The organism is Bacillus horti, from assembly GCF_030813115.1.
In the GTDB taxonomy this organism is placed as follows: Bacteria; Bacillota; Bacilli; order Caldalkalibacillales; family JCM-10596; genus Bacillus_CH; species Bacillus_CH horti.
On record NZ_JAUSTY010000007.1, the window covers coordinates 1 to 17364 of the forward strand.

Consider the following 17364-nt stretch of genomic DNA (forward strand, 5'->3'; position numbering starts at 1 on the left):
GTCACACGCGTTCCCATACCGAACACGACCGTTAAGCCTTCCAGCGCCGATGGTACTTGGGGTTTTACCCCTGGGAGAGTAGGACGTTGCCGGGCAAGCTAAAACGACTTCTGATGGAGTCGTTTTTTTGTTGGACAGAAACCTCTAGGGGTGGATCCTAGGGACTTTTTTATGGAGAAAACGTCCACTTTCAACATTCGCTGAGAGAGTATGCGGAACCTGAATCGCAGCCAACTCGGAGAAGGGCATCCATGATTAGAGGAAGGTTCCGATGCCGACCTCGGAGCGTGGGCAGGGGAAGTGTCGCTCGTTGCGGAGGACGTTGCCGGGCAAACCAAACAACTTCAATTGAGAAGTCGTTTTTTAATTGAGAAGTCTTTTTTATTTGGTCTCTTAGGAGTTTATCCTAGGGCTTTTTATATAGAGATCAAGAAATTTGCCAAAAATTAAGCTATTTACGCGACTTTTTGCTAAGTAGCGAGTAAGCATACATGTAGAATAGATAAATTAGAAATAAAAGCAGAATGAGGAGGGGGCTTTTACATGCAGATTCTGCAAAGGGTTAAGAAAAATCAGAGTGAAGAGCAAAGGGGAACGTTTAACGTGAAAAGAAGTTGGTTAAAAATAGGGATACCTGTAATGCTTATATTCGTAATGTTAGGTGGATTATCGACACAGGTAGAAGCAAACGCTACAGATAGAGCGGTGGGTACAGATAGAATTCAGGTTTACCTTGATCGTTTTACCCTTGCTTTTGATGTAGAACCGAGAATTATTCCAACAAGTGAGGGCGGACATACCGTTGTTCCATTTAGAAAGCTGGCTGAGTCATTAGGTGTGCAGGTCACATGGAATCAAGCCAACCAGACAATCAAGGCAGTAGGATTTGATCGGGAGGTTGTGCTTACCATTAATCGCCAAGCCGCTCAAGTAGATGGTCAACCGTATGCTCTTGGTGTGGCGCCTTTTGTAGATAAGGGTCATACTTTAATTCCATTAAGGTTCTTCTCCGAAGTGTTTGGAGCCGATGTTAACTGGAACCAGCAGCAAAAAGTGATTCGTATCACATCACCAAAAACAAATATGTATACTTTTGCTTTCTATGGATTAGGTTCTTTTTCTCAGCGTCAGTATATCCCGAATTTTGATGGAATCGGTTATACATGGTCAAGAATCAATCAGCAAGGAGAGTGGACAATTTCAGCGGCTAATGGAAATGAATATAATTGGCCACAGGATCATCCAGATGCTACTACTCAGGACTTAATTGTCTCAGGGCAACAAGGCGGAGGTGAAGCATTTCTGATGGTGGCAGCCTTTGAATCTAGAGGTGAGGTTAGTGCTGTTTTACTAGATCAAGGTAAAAGAAATACAGCGTTACAGCAGATGCTAGATAAGGTGCAAGAGGAGAATATGGATGGAATCCTCATTGATTTTGAAGGGATTCGCAGCACAGAGGAGCATCAAGCTTTGAAGAAAGCTTTTACACGCTTCATACAGGATCTGACACAGCAAGCTAAGCAGCATGGACTGAAGATAGGAGTAGCACTTCCTCCACCAAACAATCATTTTAACGGCTATGAGTATGAGCTCATTGGTGAGGCTGCTGATTTTATTTTCTTAATGGCGTATGATTACAATCCTCGTGGAGCGGGGATCAATCATCAATTACCTGAACCGATGCTATTGGTGAACCAAGGTATAGAACAAACACTTGAGACTATTCCAGCATCCAAGATTGTACTAGGTATAAATGCTATTTATGAAACACCGGAAACGACGGTAGACAAAATTGGATTAGCGAAGAGACATGGTTTAAAAGGTATGGGTCTGTGGATTCTAAGAGGTGTAAACGTTGATTATATGAATCAAATGGGCAAAAGTATCTATCTTGAGAAGTAATGTTAATGAGAAGAAACAGTTGATGTAGTAACACCATAAAATGGGATAAATTGTATAATAATTTGACGGAATAAAAAAAACATGATATGAATAAGATAGACTTCATAGCCTTTGTGCACAGGAGAGGGTTGGGTAAGCGATACCTAACCTTCTTCTTTATATATTTCTTCATTATTATTCCCCGATAAATGTTTCAACCATTGGAGATTATGACCTTCTCACTTCTAGTAAGGACTCTCTTTTCATAAGAGACAGAGAGTAAAATGAAAATTGTACAGAACTTTTTTCATTTTAGGATTTATTTAGCTTCATTAGATATGATTGCTCTTATTAGAATTTCTTTATTTTAACTATTCAATAAGTTTACCTGGAACAGGATTACTAACAAGGCAAGCAAAGCAGCAAGCTTTTGACCGAGGGAGGATGCATAGATGGAATGGCTTCAAGATGCTTGGCAAGCGTTTACAGGAACACATTATTATGAGATTACTATACGGCTACTACTAGCCACTTTTTTAGGTGGACTTGTGGGGATTGAACGAGAGCAGAATAATCATCCGGCAGGTTTTAGGACTCATATTTTAGTTTGTGTCGGTTCAACTCTGATCATGTTAATTTCAATGTATGGCTTCGAGGAATTTATTTATAATAATCCGCAGATAAATACGATTCAAGATCCAGCTCGTTTAGCTGCTCAAGTGGTAAGTGGGATTGGTTTTCTTGGTGCGGGAACGATTTTGGTTCATGGTGGTACGATTAGAGGATTAACAACGGCGGCTTCCTTATGGGTTGTTGCAGGGATAGGGCTAGCGCTTGGAACAGGATTTTATTATGGGGCTGCTTTAGCCACTGTTCTTGTATTAGTTAGCCTTGTCGTTTTAAATAAAATAGAGGAAGCCTTTATTCGTAAAGGCAAGTCACAACTCATTCAAATTACGGTTAAAGACTCTCCAGGAAAGCTCGGAGAAATCGCCACGAAAATTGGTGACCGGAAGATAAGTATAAGGCGTTTGAGTATTGAAGAGGGGAAAGAGCAGGAAGGTTATGTGAAGCTCACAGTAGACGTTAGGCTACCAAACAAAGCGATTTTATTTCAAATTGTTGATGAGCTTCGGCAGATAGATGGTATTACAGATGTGTCTATAGGGAAGTAATTTTAAAGTCTCCTGAGGGAGGCTTTATTTCTTTCAAGAAGTTGAAAGTATGATAAAATAAGCTTAGTCCCTGAGAACAGGGAGGAATGAGACTAGAAAGAGGATAAACCTATGGACTGGAAAAAATGGCTTATTTCCTTATTGCTTTTAATTGTTATTGGAAGCGTTATATTATTCGGTGGGATAGATCTGCTGTTTTCTAATGATATTGAACTTTTTTATGAAAAGATACATGGTGGTATTTTCTTCGTTTTATTACTTACCTTAAGCTTGATGATTGTACAAAACCTATTGACTGTCTTTCCTGTAGTGATCTTAGTGCTACTTAATCAGTGGCTGTTTGACTTTTGGTTAGGCTTTTTTTGGTCTTGGGCAGGAACGGTGATCGGTTCGATTATTGTGTTTATGTTTTCGAAAAATTGGTTCAACTCACTGATCAAGAATAAGCGGATTCAAGAGTTATTTACAAGGATTAGAAGACATGGGATCATGGCCGTTTTTATCGCACGGTTAATTCCTATTTTTCCTTCAAACTTAATTAATATTGCTTCAGGGCTTAGTGGAATTGGATTAAGAGAATTTTTTATTGGAACTATTTTTGGAAATATGATATTTGTTTTTATTCTATCCTTGATTGGAACAGGGTTTGTGGAAGAAAATAATCAGCAATTTCTTTACTGGGGCTTAGTGCTAGTCGTGCTCATGGCTTGGGGAGCGTATGTCTATTGGAAGAAGGGCTTTAAACGTAAGGAGCAGGCACAGGAATAGAATTTGGTTAAAAAGCTAAAGAAAACGTATAAAAGATGACGTTTGACCTCAGACTAATACAGGGTACGAAGAATTCGTCAGCTTTTTTAGTTCTAATACTTGCCAAAAAAAATAAATGAGAGTATAATCTACTTAAAGTCAAAGATAGTCAAAGTCAAATAAGCAGTAGACTAACCTACAAAACAACAAGACTTACCTACTATTTGCATGGTTCCATGGTTCATCAAGGTCATCAGCAAGCTTGTGTAAGTTAAAGTGGGGGGTTGTGATGAGAAATATTTCAGATATTATTGAATATCATCTCAAACAGAATTTAGAAAAAAGCCAAAAGGGGTATATTGAAATACAGAGAAGTGAATTAGCGGATCAGTTTCAATGTGTACCATCCCAAATTAATTATGTCATCAATACCCGTTTCACTGTCGAGAAAGGCTATTTAGTGGAAAGTAAACGTGGTGGTGGTGGCTTTATTCGCATACGTAAGGTTCAACTGATTCAGAATCAAGATCTGCTTCAAACGATTCTTGAATTGATTGGGGATCATATTAGTCAGGCCACAGCGGAGGATATGCTTGATCGTCTGTTTGATTCACGCATTATCTCAGAGCGTGAGAATAGACTAATGAAGGCAGTGATTCATCGCAATGTGCTATCCTTTCAGGTTCAGGTGCGTGATCAGCTAAGAGCGAAAATGATGCAGGCGATGCTGGTATCTCTCCTTTATAAATAGTAAAGGATAGATGAAGACGACAGTTTTATCAATAAGTAGCCATTTTATTTTATGGATGAATTTATATTATGGATAAGAATGGATTGAGATAGGAGGGGATCAAGGTATGCTTTGTCAGGAATGTCAGGAAAGACAAGCAACGTTGCATTTCACTAAGATTGTTAACGGACAGAAAACAGAGTTTCACATTTGTGAAGTGTGTGCCAAGGAGAAGGGTGATGCCTTACCTGGGATGAATAACAGTTTTTCTATTCATAATCTGCTATCTGGTTTACTAAGCTTTGACACAGCTGGTACGGTGAATCAAAGCCCTACTCAAAAGCTTCAATGTCCAACCTGTGGCCTTACGTTTAGCCAATTTTCAAGAAGTGGTCGCTTTGGCTGTGCCGATTGCTATAAGGAGTTTGGTGATCGCCTGGAGCCGATGCTGCGCAAGGTTCACAGCGGGAATGTATCCCACTTTGGGAAAATCCCTAAGAGATCTGGTAACCTGATTCAGACAAAAAGAGAGATTCAAGATCTCAAGAAAAAGCTGCAGCAATCCATCACGAATGAAGAGTTTGAGCAGTCAGCTAAACTAAGGGATCAAATCAGAGAACTAGAGCATAAGCTTGAGACATAGAGGAGGTGGAAGGAATGTCATTGGAGAAGTTTATCAATCATGCGGTGAGCGACTGGATGAAGGGAGAGGGACCTGACTCAGATATTGTCATTAGCAGCAGGATACGCTTAGCTCGAAATGAAAACGCCATTCCTTTCCCGCTAGTAGCTACAGAGGAACAGCTAGAGCAGGTCATTGCTGACGTATCTAAAGTGGTTCAGAACGTACAGCAGGATCAATCTGACTATTCAATGGGGTCCTTAGAGTTACTACGTATGGACCAGTTAAAAGGGCTTGAGAAGCGTGTATTAGTTGAAAAGCACCTGATTAGTCCTCATTTGGCAGAGGAGTCCTCTCCAGGAGCTGTTGTATTAAGTGAAAATGAGTCCATAAGTATCATGCTTAATGAAGAGGACCATATTCGCATTCAGTGTTTATTTCCAGGCTTTCAATTAGAACGAGCCTGGGAGCAGGCGAACAGTATAGATGATTGGTTTGAGATTCACTTAGACGTAGCGTTTGATGAAAAGCGTGGTTATCTTACAAGCTGTCCAACAAACGTTGGAACAGGGCTCAGGGCATCTGTGATGATGCACCTTCCCGCGTTAGTGATGACACAGCAAATTAACCGGATGCTTCCGGCTATTAACCAGCTTGGCCTAGTAGTGCGTGGTATTTACGGTGAAGGCAGTGACGCATTGGGGAACATTTTTCAAATTTCAAATCAGATCACATTAGGGCGCTCGGAAAGAGAGATAATTGAGGACCTTGGCAATGTAGCCAAACAGTTGATTGAACAAGAACGCCAAGCGCGTCATTCCTTGTTAGAATCCTCCCGCTTACGGCTAGAGGATCGGATTTATCGCTCTTATGGGATTTTATCGAACGCCCGAACGATAGAGTCTACAGAGGCAACACAGCGTTTATCCGATGTACGTTTAGGTATAGATATGGGCTTAATAAAAGGAACATCAGGAACGATACTTAATGAATTAATTGTTTTAACTCAGCCGGGCTTTTTGCAGCAGTATGCAGGTGAAATGCTCTCTGCTGAACAGCGTGATGAACGCAGAGCGAAGCTGATTCGAGAAAGATTAAGATTAGATGAAGATAAAACAAATGAAGGTGGAGGTGTTGAGAAATGATGTTTGGACGTTTTACAGAGAGAGCTCAGAAGGTTTTAGCTTTGGCACAAGAGGAAGCAATGAGATTAAACCATAATAATATTGGAACAGAGCATATTCTATTAGGACTGATTCGTGAAGGGGAAGGAATCGCAGCGAAGGCTTTACTGGCTCTGAATCTAGACTTAGAAAAAATCCAAACAGAGGTTGAAACGCTAATTGGGAAGGGTGAAGAAGGGAATCAAAATATTCACTATACACCTAGAGCAAAAAAGGTTATTGAGTTGTCTATGGATGAGGCTAGAAAGCTTGGCCATACTTACGTAGGAACAGAGCATATTTTACTAGGCTTGATTCGTGAGGGTGAAGGTGTAGCAGCAAGAGTGCTAAATAATCTAGGAGTTAGTTTGAACAAAGCTAGACAGCAAGTCTTGCAACTGCTAGGTTCGAATGAATCCTCTAATCATAGCAATCAGAGCAGTTCATCAGCGTCTGCGAACACTCCTACTTTAGACAGCTTGGCTCGTGATTTAACAGCAGTAGCTAGAGACGAAGGGCTGGATCCGGTAATTGGTAGAAGTAAAGAGATTGAGAGAGTGATCCAGGTTCTCAGTCGTCGTACGAAAAACAATCCTGTGCTAATTGGTGAGCCAGGTGTTGGTAAGACAGCTATTGCAGAGGGCTTAGCTCAGAGTATTGTAAACAATGAGATTCCTGAAACGTTAAGAGATAAGCGAGTCATGACTCTTGATATGGGAACTGTCGTCGCGGGGACTAAATATCGTGGTGAATTTGAGGATCGCTTGAAGAAGATCATGGACGAAATCCGCCAAGCGGGGAACATCATCCTGTTCATTGATGAGCTTCATACCTTGATTGGAGCAGGTGGAGCTGAAGGAGCGATTGACGCTTCAAACATCTTAAAACCAGCGTTAGCTCGTGGCGAATTACAATGTATCGGGGCAACAACGTTAGATGAGTATCGCAAATATATTGAAAAAGATGCGGCGCTAGAAAGGCGCTTCCAGCCAATCACCGTTGATCAGCCATCTACAGAAGAAGCGATCTTGATCCTCCAAGGACTGCGTGATCGTTATGAAGCTCATCACCGTGTGAAGATTACAGATGAAGCAATTGAGCAAGCGGTGAAGCTGTCAGATCGGTATATTACGGATCGCTTCCTTCCAGATAAAGCGATTGACTTGATTGATGAAGCGGCCTCCAAGGTGCGTTTGAAATCCTACACGGCTCCACCGAATTTGAAAGAAATGGAGCAGAAGCTAGAAACGATTAAGAAGGAAAAGGATGCGGCTGTCCAAAGTCAGGAGTTTGAAAAGGCAGCTTCCTTAAGAGATACAGAGCAAAAGCTACGCGAAGAGCTTGAGCAAACGAAAAATGAATGGAAAGAGAAGCAAGGACAGACAGATTCCGAGGTGAATGGTGAAGATATCGCTCAAATCGTTGGAAGCTGGACAGGAGTTCCGGTAAGTAAGCTAGAAGAGGAAGAAACAGAGCGACTGCTGAAAATGGAAGGGATTCTGCATAAGCGTGTCATTGGTCAGGAGGAAGCTGTTAAGGCGGTTTCTAGAGCGATACGTAGAGCTAGAGCAGGTTTGAAGGACCCTAAACGACCAATCGGCTCCTTCATCTTCCTAGGGCCAACGGGAGTAGGTAAAACAGAGCTTGCTAGGGCTGTTGCAGAGAGCTTGTTTGGTGATGAGAATGCTACGATCCGCATCGATATGTCCGAGTATATGGAAAAGCATTCTACGTCTAGATTAGTAGGAGCGCCTCCAGGGTATGTAGGCTTTGATGAAGGTGGTCAATTGACGGAAAAAGTTAGACGCAAGCCATATTCCGTTATTCTACTAGATGAGATAGAAAAAGCTCATCCAGATGTGTTTAACATCCTCCTACAAGTACTAGAGGATGGACGTCTAACAGACTCTAAAGGTAGAACGGTCGATTTCAGAAATACTGTTATTATTATGACTTCAAACGTGGGAGCAGAGATGATTAAGAAGGGAACCTCCCTAGGATTCCAAGCGGCTTCCATGGAGCAAACATATAACAACATGAAGGATAAAGTTATGGGTGAGCTGAAGCGTACGTTCCGTCCAGAATTTTTGAATCGTGTGGATGAATTGATCGTGTTCCATTCTCTTGAAGAAGAGCATATCCAAGAAATTGTGAAGCTTATGGCTCAGCAGCTTCAGGATCGCTTAAAAGAGCAGGAAATCGAGTTTAGCTTAACGGATAGTGCCCTAAAGTTTATTGCTAAAGAAGGCTTTGACCCACAATATGGAGCTAGACCACTTAGAAGGGCGTTACAGCGTCAGGTGGAGGATAAGCTTTCCGAAGAACTGCTCCAAGGAACGGTGAAAAAAGGTGATACGGTCGTTATCGATGAGAAAAAGGGAGAGCTAAAGGTAACGAACAAGACGAAGAAAGTAGCTCAGAAATAATAACTAGTGCATGTCTAGAAGGGTGAATGACTTTTAAAGTTTAGAAGCATAGCTGCACGTGGCTGTAAAAATAAGTCCAAGGTAACGCAGGAAGCAAGTCAAAAGTACCTCAAAAAAGAACACACGGAAAAAAGCAAGAGACCTCTACTCCAAAAAATGCCTAAAACGGTATGATTGGAATAGGGGTCTTTTAATATACTTTTATTTAATGCGGGAAAGTGATACATTTGAAGTAGGTGATCTTATGAGTAAAAGGAAGACAAAATACGTATGTCAAGAATGTGGCTATGAATCTCCAAAGTGGATGGGTAAATGCCCGGGCTGTAACACCTGGAATACGATGGTGGAGGAGCTTGAGCCTACTCGAACGGCGGCAGGAAAGGGAGCCTTCAGAACAGGGGCCGCTCTATCCTCTAAGTCTGTTCCAATTACTGATATTCAGACAGAGGATGAAGCGAGAATACTGACCTCCATTCAAGAAATTAACCGAGTGCTTGGAGGAGGAATCGTTCCAGGATCTTTAGTATTAGTTGGTGGTGATCCGGGAATTGGAAAATCAACATTACTCTTGCAGTTATCTGGTATCCTAGCCCAGCAAGAGCACAAGGTGTTATACGTATCAGGTGAGGAATCCCTGAGGCAGACGAAGATGAGAGCCGATCGTTTACATATGAGCTCTAAGCAGCTTCATGTTTTAGCGGAAACGGACGTCACTCACATAGAAAAGCAAATCGAAGAACAGCAGCCTAAAGTGGTGATTATCGACTCGATTCAAACCGTTTATCAGGAAGAAATAACATCGGCTCCAGGCAGTGTAGCTCAGGTCAGGGAATGTACGGCAGCTTTTATGAGAATAGCAAAAACCAAAGGAATAGCAATCTTTTTGGTAGGGCATGTGACAAAGGAAGGCTCAATTGCAGGTCCAAGATTGCTGGAGCATATGGTTGATGCCGTCCTGTACTTAGAAGGAGAAAGGCACCATACATATCGGATATTAAGAGCCGTTAAAAATAGGTTCGGTTCAACGAATGAAATAGGGATTTTTGAGATGAAGGATATAGGGTTAACCGAGGTGCAAAACCCCTCAGAAATGTTTTTGGAACAGCGAGCGATGGGGGCAGCGGGCTCTACCGTTATTGCTAGTATAGAAGGAACAAGGCCAGTCCTTGTAGAATTGCAAGCGTTAGTATCTCCAACAAGCTTTGGAACACCGCGCCGAATGGCAACAGGGGTGGATCATCATCGGGTATCCTTAATCATGGCTGTATTAGAAAAGAGGGTAGGACTTCTATTGCAGAATCAAGATGCGTATATCAATGTAGCTGGAGGAGTACGCTTAAATGAACCTGCACTAGATTTAGGGATTGCCGTCAGCATAGCGTCTAGCTTTAGAGATAAACCAACAAGTCCCTATGATATTATTATAGGTGAAATTGGATTAACGGGAGAAGTAAGAGGAGTTTCACGGATTGAGCAGCGGGTTTTAGAAGCTCGCAAGCTAGGATTTAAAAGAGCAATCATACCTGAGAAAAATACGTCTGGATGGGAGCACCCCCAGGATATGAAAATTATCGGTGTCTCATCTATTAGCGAAGCTCTTAGGGTTGTGATGGAGGCGAATGAGTGATGACAGCTGAAGTAGTAACAAAGAAGGATCAGATGAGTGAGTTGCTGCGTTTTGTAGCACCTGGAACAGCTTTACGTGATGGTCTTGAAAATGTTTTGCGAGCCAAAACGGGAGGACTTATTGTCGTAGGTTATAGTGATGAAATTTTAAAGATAGTAAGTGGTGGATTTTCCATCAATTGCGATTTTTCCCCCGCCTATTTGTATGAGCTAGCGAAGATGGACGGAGCTATTATTTTAAGTGATGATGGGAAGAAGATTGTGTTTGCTAATGCCCAACTTATACCAGACTCCAGCGTCCCATCGAATGAGACAGGAATCCGTCATCGTACAGCTGAGCGTGTAGCTAGGCAGACGGGTCACTTGGTTGTTTCTATTTCTCAAAGAAGAAATGTGATCACCTTATATCAAGGGAACGTGCGATATTCCCTAAGGGATATTGGTGTCATTTTAACAAAAGCGAACCAAGCAATCCAAACACTAGAGAAGTATAAATCGGTTTTAGATCAGGCCTTAACGAACTTGGGGGCCCTTGAGTTTGAGGAGTTAGTAACCCTACAGGAGGTTTCTTTAGTTATTCATCGGGTTGAGCTTGTACTACGCATTAAAGCTGAGATCAAGCGCTATATTCATGAATTAGGTACTGAGGGTCGATTGATCAGTATGCAGCTTGAAGAGCTTGTAACCAATGTGGAGGAAGAAACGTACTTACTGATTAAGGATTATTGCAAGGATGAGGAATGTGATCCTAGCTTTGTTCTTCTAGAGCTTAAAAAACTATCCTCTGATGAGCTATTAGAAAACAATACAATTGTACGCCTTTTGGGTTATACTGGTAATATTAATGTCCAAGAGGAATCTGTTTCGCCTAGAGGATACCGCATGTTAAATAAAATTCCTAGACTCCCATCCTCTATTGTGCAGAACTTAGTCCAGCAATTTTCCGATTTACCACAGGTGATGATGGCCACCATCGAAGAGTTAGATGAGGTCGACGGTATCGGAGAGGTGCGGGCTAGAGCAATTAAAGATGGCTTAATGAGAATTCAGGAGCAAATGTTTGTAGATCGACATATATAGCTTGCATAGGTAAGGCTTGGACGATAATCTCCAGTATCTATGCCTTTTATATAGTATATGTGTTAGGTGGTAGAGCAAATTATGATTACAAAAAGTATACCCAGTATGTTTACTGTTGGGAACTTATTCTTAGGTGTAATGGCTATTATCCTTGGGGTTCAAGGCATTGTTGAGGGCGAATCACGTTATTTGGATTACGCTTCTATTCTAGTGATTATCGGCATGCTTTTAGACGGTCTTGATGGACATATGGCTAGAATGCTGAATGCGACAAGTGAATTTGGTAAGGAGCTAGATTCACTATCAGATGTGGTTACCTTTGGCGTAGCACCAGCTATTATTATGAATCTTGTCTTTTTAAATGGTTATGGAGCTTGGGGGATTGTCGTTACTGCCATGTTCCCTATTTGTGGAGCGCTTAGGTTAGCTAGATTCAATGTGAAGCCTGGAGAGCCAGGTTTCTTTACAGGTCTTCCGATTACAGCTGCAGGGGGAATCTTAGCGACTCTAGCTTTGTATCATGAAGTCTTTCATCCCCTTATTCTTATTATGGGTGTTGTTTTGTTATCATTACTGATGGTCTCTAACTTTAAATATCCGAAGCCAAAGAAAGTGGGTATACCTAGAACAGCTTTTTGGATTACACCTCTTATTATTGGTTTATTCGCTGTATTGGCCTATCAGTTTCCTAGCGGATTCCCCAAAATCGCCTTTATTCCTTTGGTGTTGTATGCGTTATACGGAATTAAGAAAAGCATGGACGGAGCATTACGCAGAAGGAGAAGGAGAAAAAAGCGCAATTTTGGTAAAAAAACGTAAAAAACCTATTGACGAAACTCTTTTGAATATGCTAAGATAAATTATTTTAAAAAATTTGACACTGCCCTTTATTTGTGATATCCTTAAATTGGATATTGCTCTGGAGGTGACATGATTGTTCGATGTAGGTGATAAGGTCGTATACCCTATGCATGGGGCTGGAATTATTGAAGGAATCGAAGAAAAAGAGATTCTTGGCCAGAAGAAAAAGTACTTTATTATGCGAATGCCTATAGGAGAAATGAAGGTCATGATACCCATGGAAAACGTGTCGCACATTGGTTTGCGTCAGGTAGTGGGGTTGGATGCTGTCAATCGAGTCATGGACATCTTAGGAACAGACACGTCAGATGAAGAAGCAAATTGGAATCAAAGATATCGAGCCAATATGGATAAAATGAAAAGCGGAGACATATACGAAATAGCAGATGTGGTTAGAAGTTTAATGGTCAGAGATCGAGCAAAGGGTCTTTCCACAGGGGAAAGAAAGATGCTGGATCAAGCTAAGCAGATTTTAATTAGCGAATTAGCATTAGTCGAGGACAGAACATCGGATGAGCTTTTCTCCATGCTAGATGGTATCGTATATGAGAAAGATGCGTCCTTGTGACGCGTTTTTTTTCATCAAAAAAAGGGTATAGGATTGTAAAAAACAGGTTTAATATTCTGCAAATTAGGGAAATAGTGAAACAAACTTTGCCTAAATACGTTATATAAGAATACGCAGGTTTTTTATATGATCAGCACCCTATTTTTTAATAAGTAGTGGAGGGAGAAAATTAGGGCTTTACGCCAATCTGACTTGGTAATGAAGCCTTGTTCCTCTTCCCCACAAAAGACCTATGTAAGTAACTGTTGAAGCAATGTTTAGATAATAGGTTTGATTATATAGAAAGTTGTCCATACTGAGGAGGGAGGTGGTGAAGCAGTGTTAAAAAGAATCATTCAAATATTTTTTGCCGTATTAGGAGCTGTACTGGGCTTTCAATATGGGGCACTTGCTGTCCAAGGATTAAATGAACTCTTAAATTTAGGCTTGGATTCTTTGACGGGGGAAGGTCCCTTATATCCGTTAATTTATGCTCTAGTTGGAGCGGTATTGTTTGTATTAGTAACGTATTGGTTAACGGATTATATTGTCCGTATGATTCGCTGGGGTGAAGACATTTTATTAAAGCTACCAATTACAGACGTTGTAATGGGGGCGTTAGGCTTAATTGTTGGTCTTATTGTTGCTTTTTTACTTATACAACCTATTTTGTTAATTCCCATAGTCGGTCAAATTATACCTGTGTTTGTCTCTGTATTGTTTGGATATATCGGCTTCCAGGTAGGCTTCAAAAAGCGTGAAGAGTTGATTTCTCTCTTTACCCTTGGGCGTATGGGTAAGGACAAAAAGGGAGAGCAACAATCTCATTATGAGCATAAAATTTTAGATACTAGTGTCATTATTGACGGGCGTATCGCTGATATTTGTAAAACTGGGTTTATTGAAGGGACAATGGTTATACCTAGCTTTGTCCTTGAGGAGCTACAGCATATTGCTGATTCATCAGATGTGCTCAAAAGGAATCGAGGGAGAAGAGGATTAGATATTCTAAATCGTATTCAGAAAGAGCTTGAGATGAAGGTTCATATTTATGAGGGCGATTTTGAGGATATTCAGGAAGTAGATAGCAAGCTAGTGAAGCTAGCTAAAGTATTAAATGGGAAGGTCGTCACGAACGACTTCAATCTAAACAAGGTCTGTGAGCTACAGCGTGTTCCCGTGCTTAATATCAATGATTTAGCGAATGCTGTGAAGCCAGTGGTTTTACCAGGTGAAGAGCTAAGGGTGCAGGTCATTAAGGATGGTAAGGAACATAATCAGGGTGTAGCTTACTTAGATGATGGGACAATGATTGTGGTAGAAGGAGGACGTGAATACATTGGATCTGAAATTGATGTTTTAGTTACAAGTGTGCTACAAACTTCAGCAGGTCGCATGATATTCGCTAAGCCTAAATTACTAGAAAAAGCCCTATAAAGCAAAAAACGAGCGATACCTCTCGAAAAGCTTGCTATACGCTACTTGCGTATATCCTTTTTGAGAGGTATTTTTATTATAGGTATATAGGTTTGTTTTAATGGAGGGATATTGTGCGAATAGCAGCAGTTATCTGTGCAGCAGGGCAAGGAAAGCGTATGGGGTTAGGAAGAAACAAGCAGTTTTTAGAGCTTAAGGGAAAGCCTTTACTGATCCATACACTAGAGCGTTGGAAAAGCTTTTCCTTCATTGATGAGCTTGTTGTCGTTGTAGGAGCAGCCGAAGTGGGAGAGGTTCAAGAGCTTATCCAAGCCTATCAACTCAATCATGTTTCGCAGGTTGTAGCAGGAGGAGCTGAGAGGCAGGATAGTGTGTATCAGGGCTTATTGGCGCTAAAGGAGACATCCCCGAATGTTGTCTTAATCCATGATGGGGCTAGACCGTTTATTCGTGAAAAACATGTGGCGGAATTAATTGAAGCAGTTAAAGAAAGGGAGGCAGCTGTAGTAGCTGTGCCTGTTAAGGATACGATTAAGAGAGTAGATGACCAGCAGCATATTACGGAAACATTAAAACGGGACGAGCTATGGGCCATGCAGACCCCTCAAGGGTTTAGCTATTCTTTGATTTTAGAGGCACATGAGACGGCCTTAGAACAGCGAGTTCTAGCAACGGATGATGCAGCACTTGTTGAGCTGTTAGGTCATCAGGTAAGCGTTGTGCAAGGGGATGAGCTTAACATTAAGCTGACTACACCACAGGATATTCAGCTAGCTGCGTTTATTCTTAGTTCTCAGGAAAAAGGCTGAAGGGATTTACAATAAGAAAACGTAAATGAGGAAATAAGCACTAGAGAAGGAGCGCAAAAATGATGAATGTACGGGTTGGACAAGGATTTGACGTGCATCAATTGGTAGCGGATCGTCCGTTGATTATTGGAGGAGTAACGATTCCTTATGAAAAGGGGCTGCTAGGTCATTCTGATGCTGATGTTTTACTGCATACAATAAGTGATGCAATCTTAGGAGCTATTGGGGAAGGGGACATAGGCAGGCATTTCCCTGATACGTCGGAGGAGTTTAAGGATGCGGATTCCTTTGTTCTTCTTCAAAAGGTTTGGGAGCTAGCTGTACAAAAAGGCTATTCTTTAGGGAACATAGACGCCACCATTATCGCTCAAAAACCGAAAATGGCTGCTTATATTCCCCAAATGGTTGAGAGAATAGCAGAAGCAGTAGAATGTGAGATTGATCAAGTTAATGTAAAGGCAACCACAACAGAGAAGCTAGGCTTTCCTGGACGTGGAGAGGGCATCGCCTCACAAGCTGTTGTTTTACTAACCAAATAAACGAGAGGCTTTCCATCTTGACCATCCTCTTGGGAATGTTTACAATACAGGAAGGCTAGTTTGAAAAACGGAAGGTGGAAACATGACCAAAGACATTCGAGTGCGTTACGCACCAAGTCCGACAGGGCATTTACACATTGGGAATGCGCGAACAGCGCTATTTAATTACTTATTCGCACGTCATCATCAAGGCAAGATGATTATTCGTGTTGAGGATACAGATACAAAGCGAAATGTAGCAGGTGGGGAAGAAAATCAGCTAGAGTATTTGAAATGGCTAGGTATTGATTGGGATGAAAGTATAGACAAAGACGGAGGGTACGGTCCTTATCGTCAAACAGAACGTCTAGAGATTTATAAAAAGTATTGGACAGAGCTACTTGAGCAAGGTCTAGCGTATAAATGCTACTGCACAGAGGAAGAGCTTGAGCAGGAGCGCGAGGAGCAAACAGCTCGTGGGGAAATGCCGCGCTATTCTGGTAAGCACCGTGACCTAACACCAGAGCAGCAGCAGGCCTTTGAAGCAGAAGGAAGAGTGCCAAGCATTCGATTCCGTGTTCCTGAGGATCGCACGTATACGTTCGTGGACATGATCAAAGGGGAGGTTTCCTTTGATTCAAATGGAACAGGAGACTTTGTTATTGTTAAGAAGGATGGAATTCCAACATACAACTTTGCTGTTGTATTGGATGACCACTTGATGGAGATATCCCATGTACTACGTGGGGATGATCATATTTCTAACACACCAAGGCAGCTTATGATTTATGAAGCATTGAAGTGGGAGCCTCCTACGTTTGGTCATATGACACTGATCGTCAATGAACAGCGTAAGAAGCTGAGCAAGCGAGATGAGTCGATCATTCAATTTATTGAGCAATATGACAACTTAGGGTACGTACCGGAAGCGTTGTTCAATTTTATTGCCCTACTAGGCTGGTCTCCAGAGGGAGAAGAAGAGGTCTTTTCTAAAGCAGAGCTGATTGAGATCTTTAAAGAATCTCGTTTATCAAAAAGTCCAGCGTTGTTCGATACAGACAAACTAGCTTGGATGAATAATCATTATATCAAGCAATTATCACCTGAAGCTTTGGTGGAGCTAGTGCTACCATTTCTACAGAAAGCTGGCCTTGTAGCCGAGCAGCCTACAGCAGAGGAATTAGAGTGGGCGTCACAGCTCATCGTCCTGCATCAAGAAAAGCTACGTTATGGGGCTGAGATTGTGGAGCATACGGAGCTCTTTTTCTCCGATGAGCTTGTTTATTCGGAGGAGGCGAAGGAGGTTCTGCGTGAAGAGCAGGTGCCAGAGGTGGCCAAGGCCTTTTTAACGCAGCTAGAGCAATTAGAGGAGTACTCAGCTGAATCTATTAAAGCAGCTGTGAAGACTGTGCAAAAGGAAACGGGCTATAAAGGCAAGCAGCTTTTCATGCCGATTCGAGTGATGGGCTCAGGACAGATTCATGGACCGGATCTAATGCAGACTCTTTTCCTACTGGGGCAGGATAAAGTGATCGCAAGAGTGACACCATTCACGAACGACTATCATAATATGGTGCAGTAGTTTAGATTGATGAAAAACGAATAGAATGAAAGATAGATGATCAAAACAGAATATAGAAAATCACCATTGACGAGGAAGAGTATGACCTAACTGTTCGACAGAGAGAGTTGTCAGGACCTGTTTCATTTGCAGGTGAGGCTGAAAGCAGCTTGAGTCAGGA

At 41.7% G+C, this 17364-nt stretch carries 15 protein-coding genes, 1 rRNA gene and 1 other annotated feature (1 of these 17 only partly in view); all 16 genes read left to right on the forward strand.

The genetic code is table 11. The features are described 5' to 3' along the window. Positions 1-95, forward strand: a 5S ribosomal RNA gene (gene rrf / locus J2S11_RS09385); the annotation flags it as partial. 448 nt (positions 96-543) lie between these two features. Continuing rightward, positions 544-1902, forward strand: coding sequence for a stalk domain-containing protein (locus tag J2S11_RS09390; protein ID WP_307393930.1), 1359 nt, complete (start codon positions 544-546; stop codon positions 1900-1902). Positions 1903-2333: 431 nt separating this feature from the next. After that, positions 2334-3056: an MgtC/SapB family protein gene (locus tag J2S11_RS09395; RefSeq protein WP_307393933.1), complete on the forward strand. Its 723-nt coding sequence runs from the start codon at positions 2334-2336 to the stop codon at positions 3054-3056. A gap of 111 nt (positions 3057-3167) precedes the next feature. Continuing rightward, complete coding sequence (locus tag J2S11_RS09400; protein ID WP_307393935.1) at positions 3168-3824, forward strand: TVP38/TMEM64 family protein; 657 nt, start codon at positions 3168-3170, stop codon at positions 3822-3824. 268 nt (positions 3825-4092) lie between these two features. Further along, entirely contained in the window at positions 4093-4554 is a 462-nt protein-coding gene (locus tag J2S11_RS09405; RefSeq protein ID WP_307393937.1) for a CtsR family transcriptional regulator, read from the forward strand. Positions 4555-4660: 106 nt separating this feature from the next. Further along, positions 4661-5176, forward strand: coding sequence for a protein-arginine kinase activator protein McsA (locus J2S11_RS09410; protein WP_307393939.1), 516 nt, complete (start codon positions 4661-4663; stop codon positions 5174-5176). A 14-nt stretch (positions 5177-5190) separates the two neighbouring features. Continuing rightward, positions 5191-6300: a protein-arginine kinase McsB gene (locus tag J2S11_RS09415; RefSeq protein ID WP_307393941.1), complete on the forward strand. Its 1110-nt coding sequence runs from the start codon at positions 5191-5193 to the stop codon at positions 6298-6300. Continuing rightward, positions 6297-8744, forward strand: coding sequence for an ATP-dependent protease ATP-binding subunit ClpC (gene clpC, locus J2S11_RS09420; RefSeq protein WP_307393943.1), 2448 nt, complete (start codon positions 6297-6299; stop codon positions 8742-8744). The genes J2S11_RS09415 and clpC overlap by 4 nt, the downstream gene beginning before the upstream one ends. A 244-nt stretch (positions 8745-8988) precedes the next feature. After that, on the forward strand, positions 8989-10371 hold the full coding sequence (gene radA / locus J2S11_RS09425; protein ID WP_307393945.1) for a DNA repair protein RadA: 1383 nt from the start codon (positions 8989-8991) through the stop codon (positions 10369-10371). Beyond that, entirely contained in the window at positions 10371-11450 is a 1080-nt protein-coding gene (gene disA / locus J2S11_RS09430; RefSeq protein WP_307394351.1) for a DNA integrity scanning diadenylate cyclase DisA, read from the forward strand. The genes radA and disA overlap by 1 nt, the downstream gene beginning before the upstream one ends. A gap of 81 nt (positions 11451-11531) precedes the next feature. Next, on the forward strand, positions 11532-12269 hold the full coding sequence (pssA, locus tag J2S11_RS09435) for a CDP-diacylglycerol--serine O-phosphatidyltransferase (protein WP_307393947.1): 738 nt from the start codon (positions 11532-11534) through the stop codon (positions 12267-12269). Between the two features lie 115 nt (positions 12270-12384). Further along, on the forward strand, positions 12385-12879 hold the full coding sequence (locus J2S11_RS09440; protein ID WP_307393948.1) for a CarD family transcriptional regulator: 495 nt from the start codon (positions 12385-12387) through the stop codon (positions 12877-12879). Positions 12880-13197: 318 nt separating this feature from the next. After that, positions 13198-14295 (forward strand): PIN/TRAM domain-containing protein, encoded by a 1098-nt coding sequence (locus J2S11_RS09445; RefSeq protein WP_307393950.1) that lies wholly within the window; start codon positions 13198-13200, stop codon positions 14293-14295. 113 nt (positions 14296-14408) lie between these two features. Then, on the forward strand, positions 14409-15104 hold the full coding sequence (gene ispD / locus J2S11_RS09450; RefSeq protein WP_307393952.1) for a 2-C-methyl-D-erythritol 4-phosphate cytidylyltransferase: 696 nt from the start codon (positions 14409-14411) through the stop codon (positions 15102-15104). A 62-nt stretch (positions 15105-15166) separates the two neighbouring features. Beyond that, positions 15167-15643, forward strand: a complete 477-nt coding sequence (gene ispF / locus J2S11_RS09455) for a 2-C-methyl-D-erythritol 2,4-cyclodiphosphate synthase (protein WP_307394353.1) — start codon at positions 15167-15169, stop codon at positions 15641-15643. 82 nt (positions 15644-15725) lie between these two features. Beyond that, positions 15726-17204, forward strand: a complete 1479-nt coding sequence (gene gltX, locus J2S11_RS09460; protein ID WP_307393954.1) for a glutamate--tRNA ligase — start codon at positions 15726-15728, stop codon at positions 17202-17204. A 57-nt stretch (positions 17205-17261) separates the two neighbouring features. Then, positions 17262-17364 (forward strand) — a binding site (T-box leader) (it continues 175 nt past the right edge of the window).

Bases quoted from the DNA above. Each gene is read 5' to 3' on its own strand.
- J2S11_RS09390 (WP_307393930.1), top strand. From the start codon at position 544: ATGCAGATTCTGCAAAGGGTTAAGAAAAATCAGAGTGAAGAGCAAAGG.
- J2S11_RS09395 (WP_307393933.1), top strand. From the start codon at position 2,334: ATGGAATGGCTTCAAGATGCTTGGCAAGCGTTTACAGGAACACATTAT.
- J2S11_RS09400 (WP_307393935.1), top strand. From the start codon at position 3,168: ATGGACTGGAAAAAATGGCTTATTTCCTTATTGCTTTTAATTGTTATT.
- J2S11_RS09405 (WP_307393937.1), top strand. From the start codon at position 4,093: ATGAGAAATATTTCAGATATTATTGAATATCATCTCAAACAGAATTTA.
- J2S11_RS09410 (WP_307393939.1), top strand. From the start codon at position 4,661: ATGCTTTGTCAGGAATGTCAGGAAAGACAAGCAACGTTGCATTTCACT.
- J2S11_RS09415 (WP_307393941.1), top strand. From the start codon at position 5,191: ATGTCATTGGAGAAGTTTATCAATCATGCGGTGAGCGACTGGATGAAG.
- clpC (WP_307393943.1), top strand. From the start codon at position 6,297: ATGATGTTTGGACGTTTTACAGAGAGAGCTCAGAAGGTTTTAGCTTTG.
- radA (WP_307393945.1), top strand. From the start codon at position 8,989: ATGAGTAAAAGGAAGACAAAATACGTATGTCAAGAATGTGGCTATGAA.
- disA (WP_307394351.1), top strand. From the start codon at position 10,371: ATGACAGCTGAAGTAGTAACAAAGAAGGATCAGATGAGTGAGTTGCTG.
- pssA (WP_307393947.1), top strand. From the start codon at position 11,532: ATGATTACAAAAAGTATACCCAGTATGTTTACTGTTGGGAACTTATTC.
- ispF (WP_307394353.1), top strand. From the start codon at position 15,167: ATGAATGTACGGGTTGGACAAGGATTTGACGTGCATCAATTGGTAGCG.
- gltX (WP_307393954.1), top strand. From the start codon at position 15,726: ATGACCAAAGACATTCGAGTGCGTTACGCACCAAGTCCGACAGGGCAT.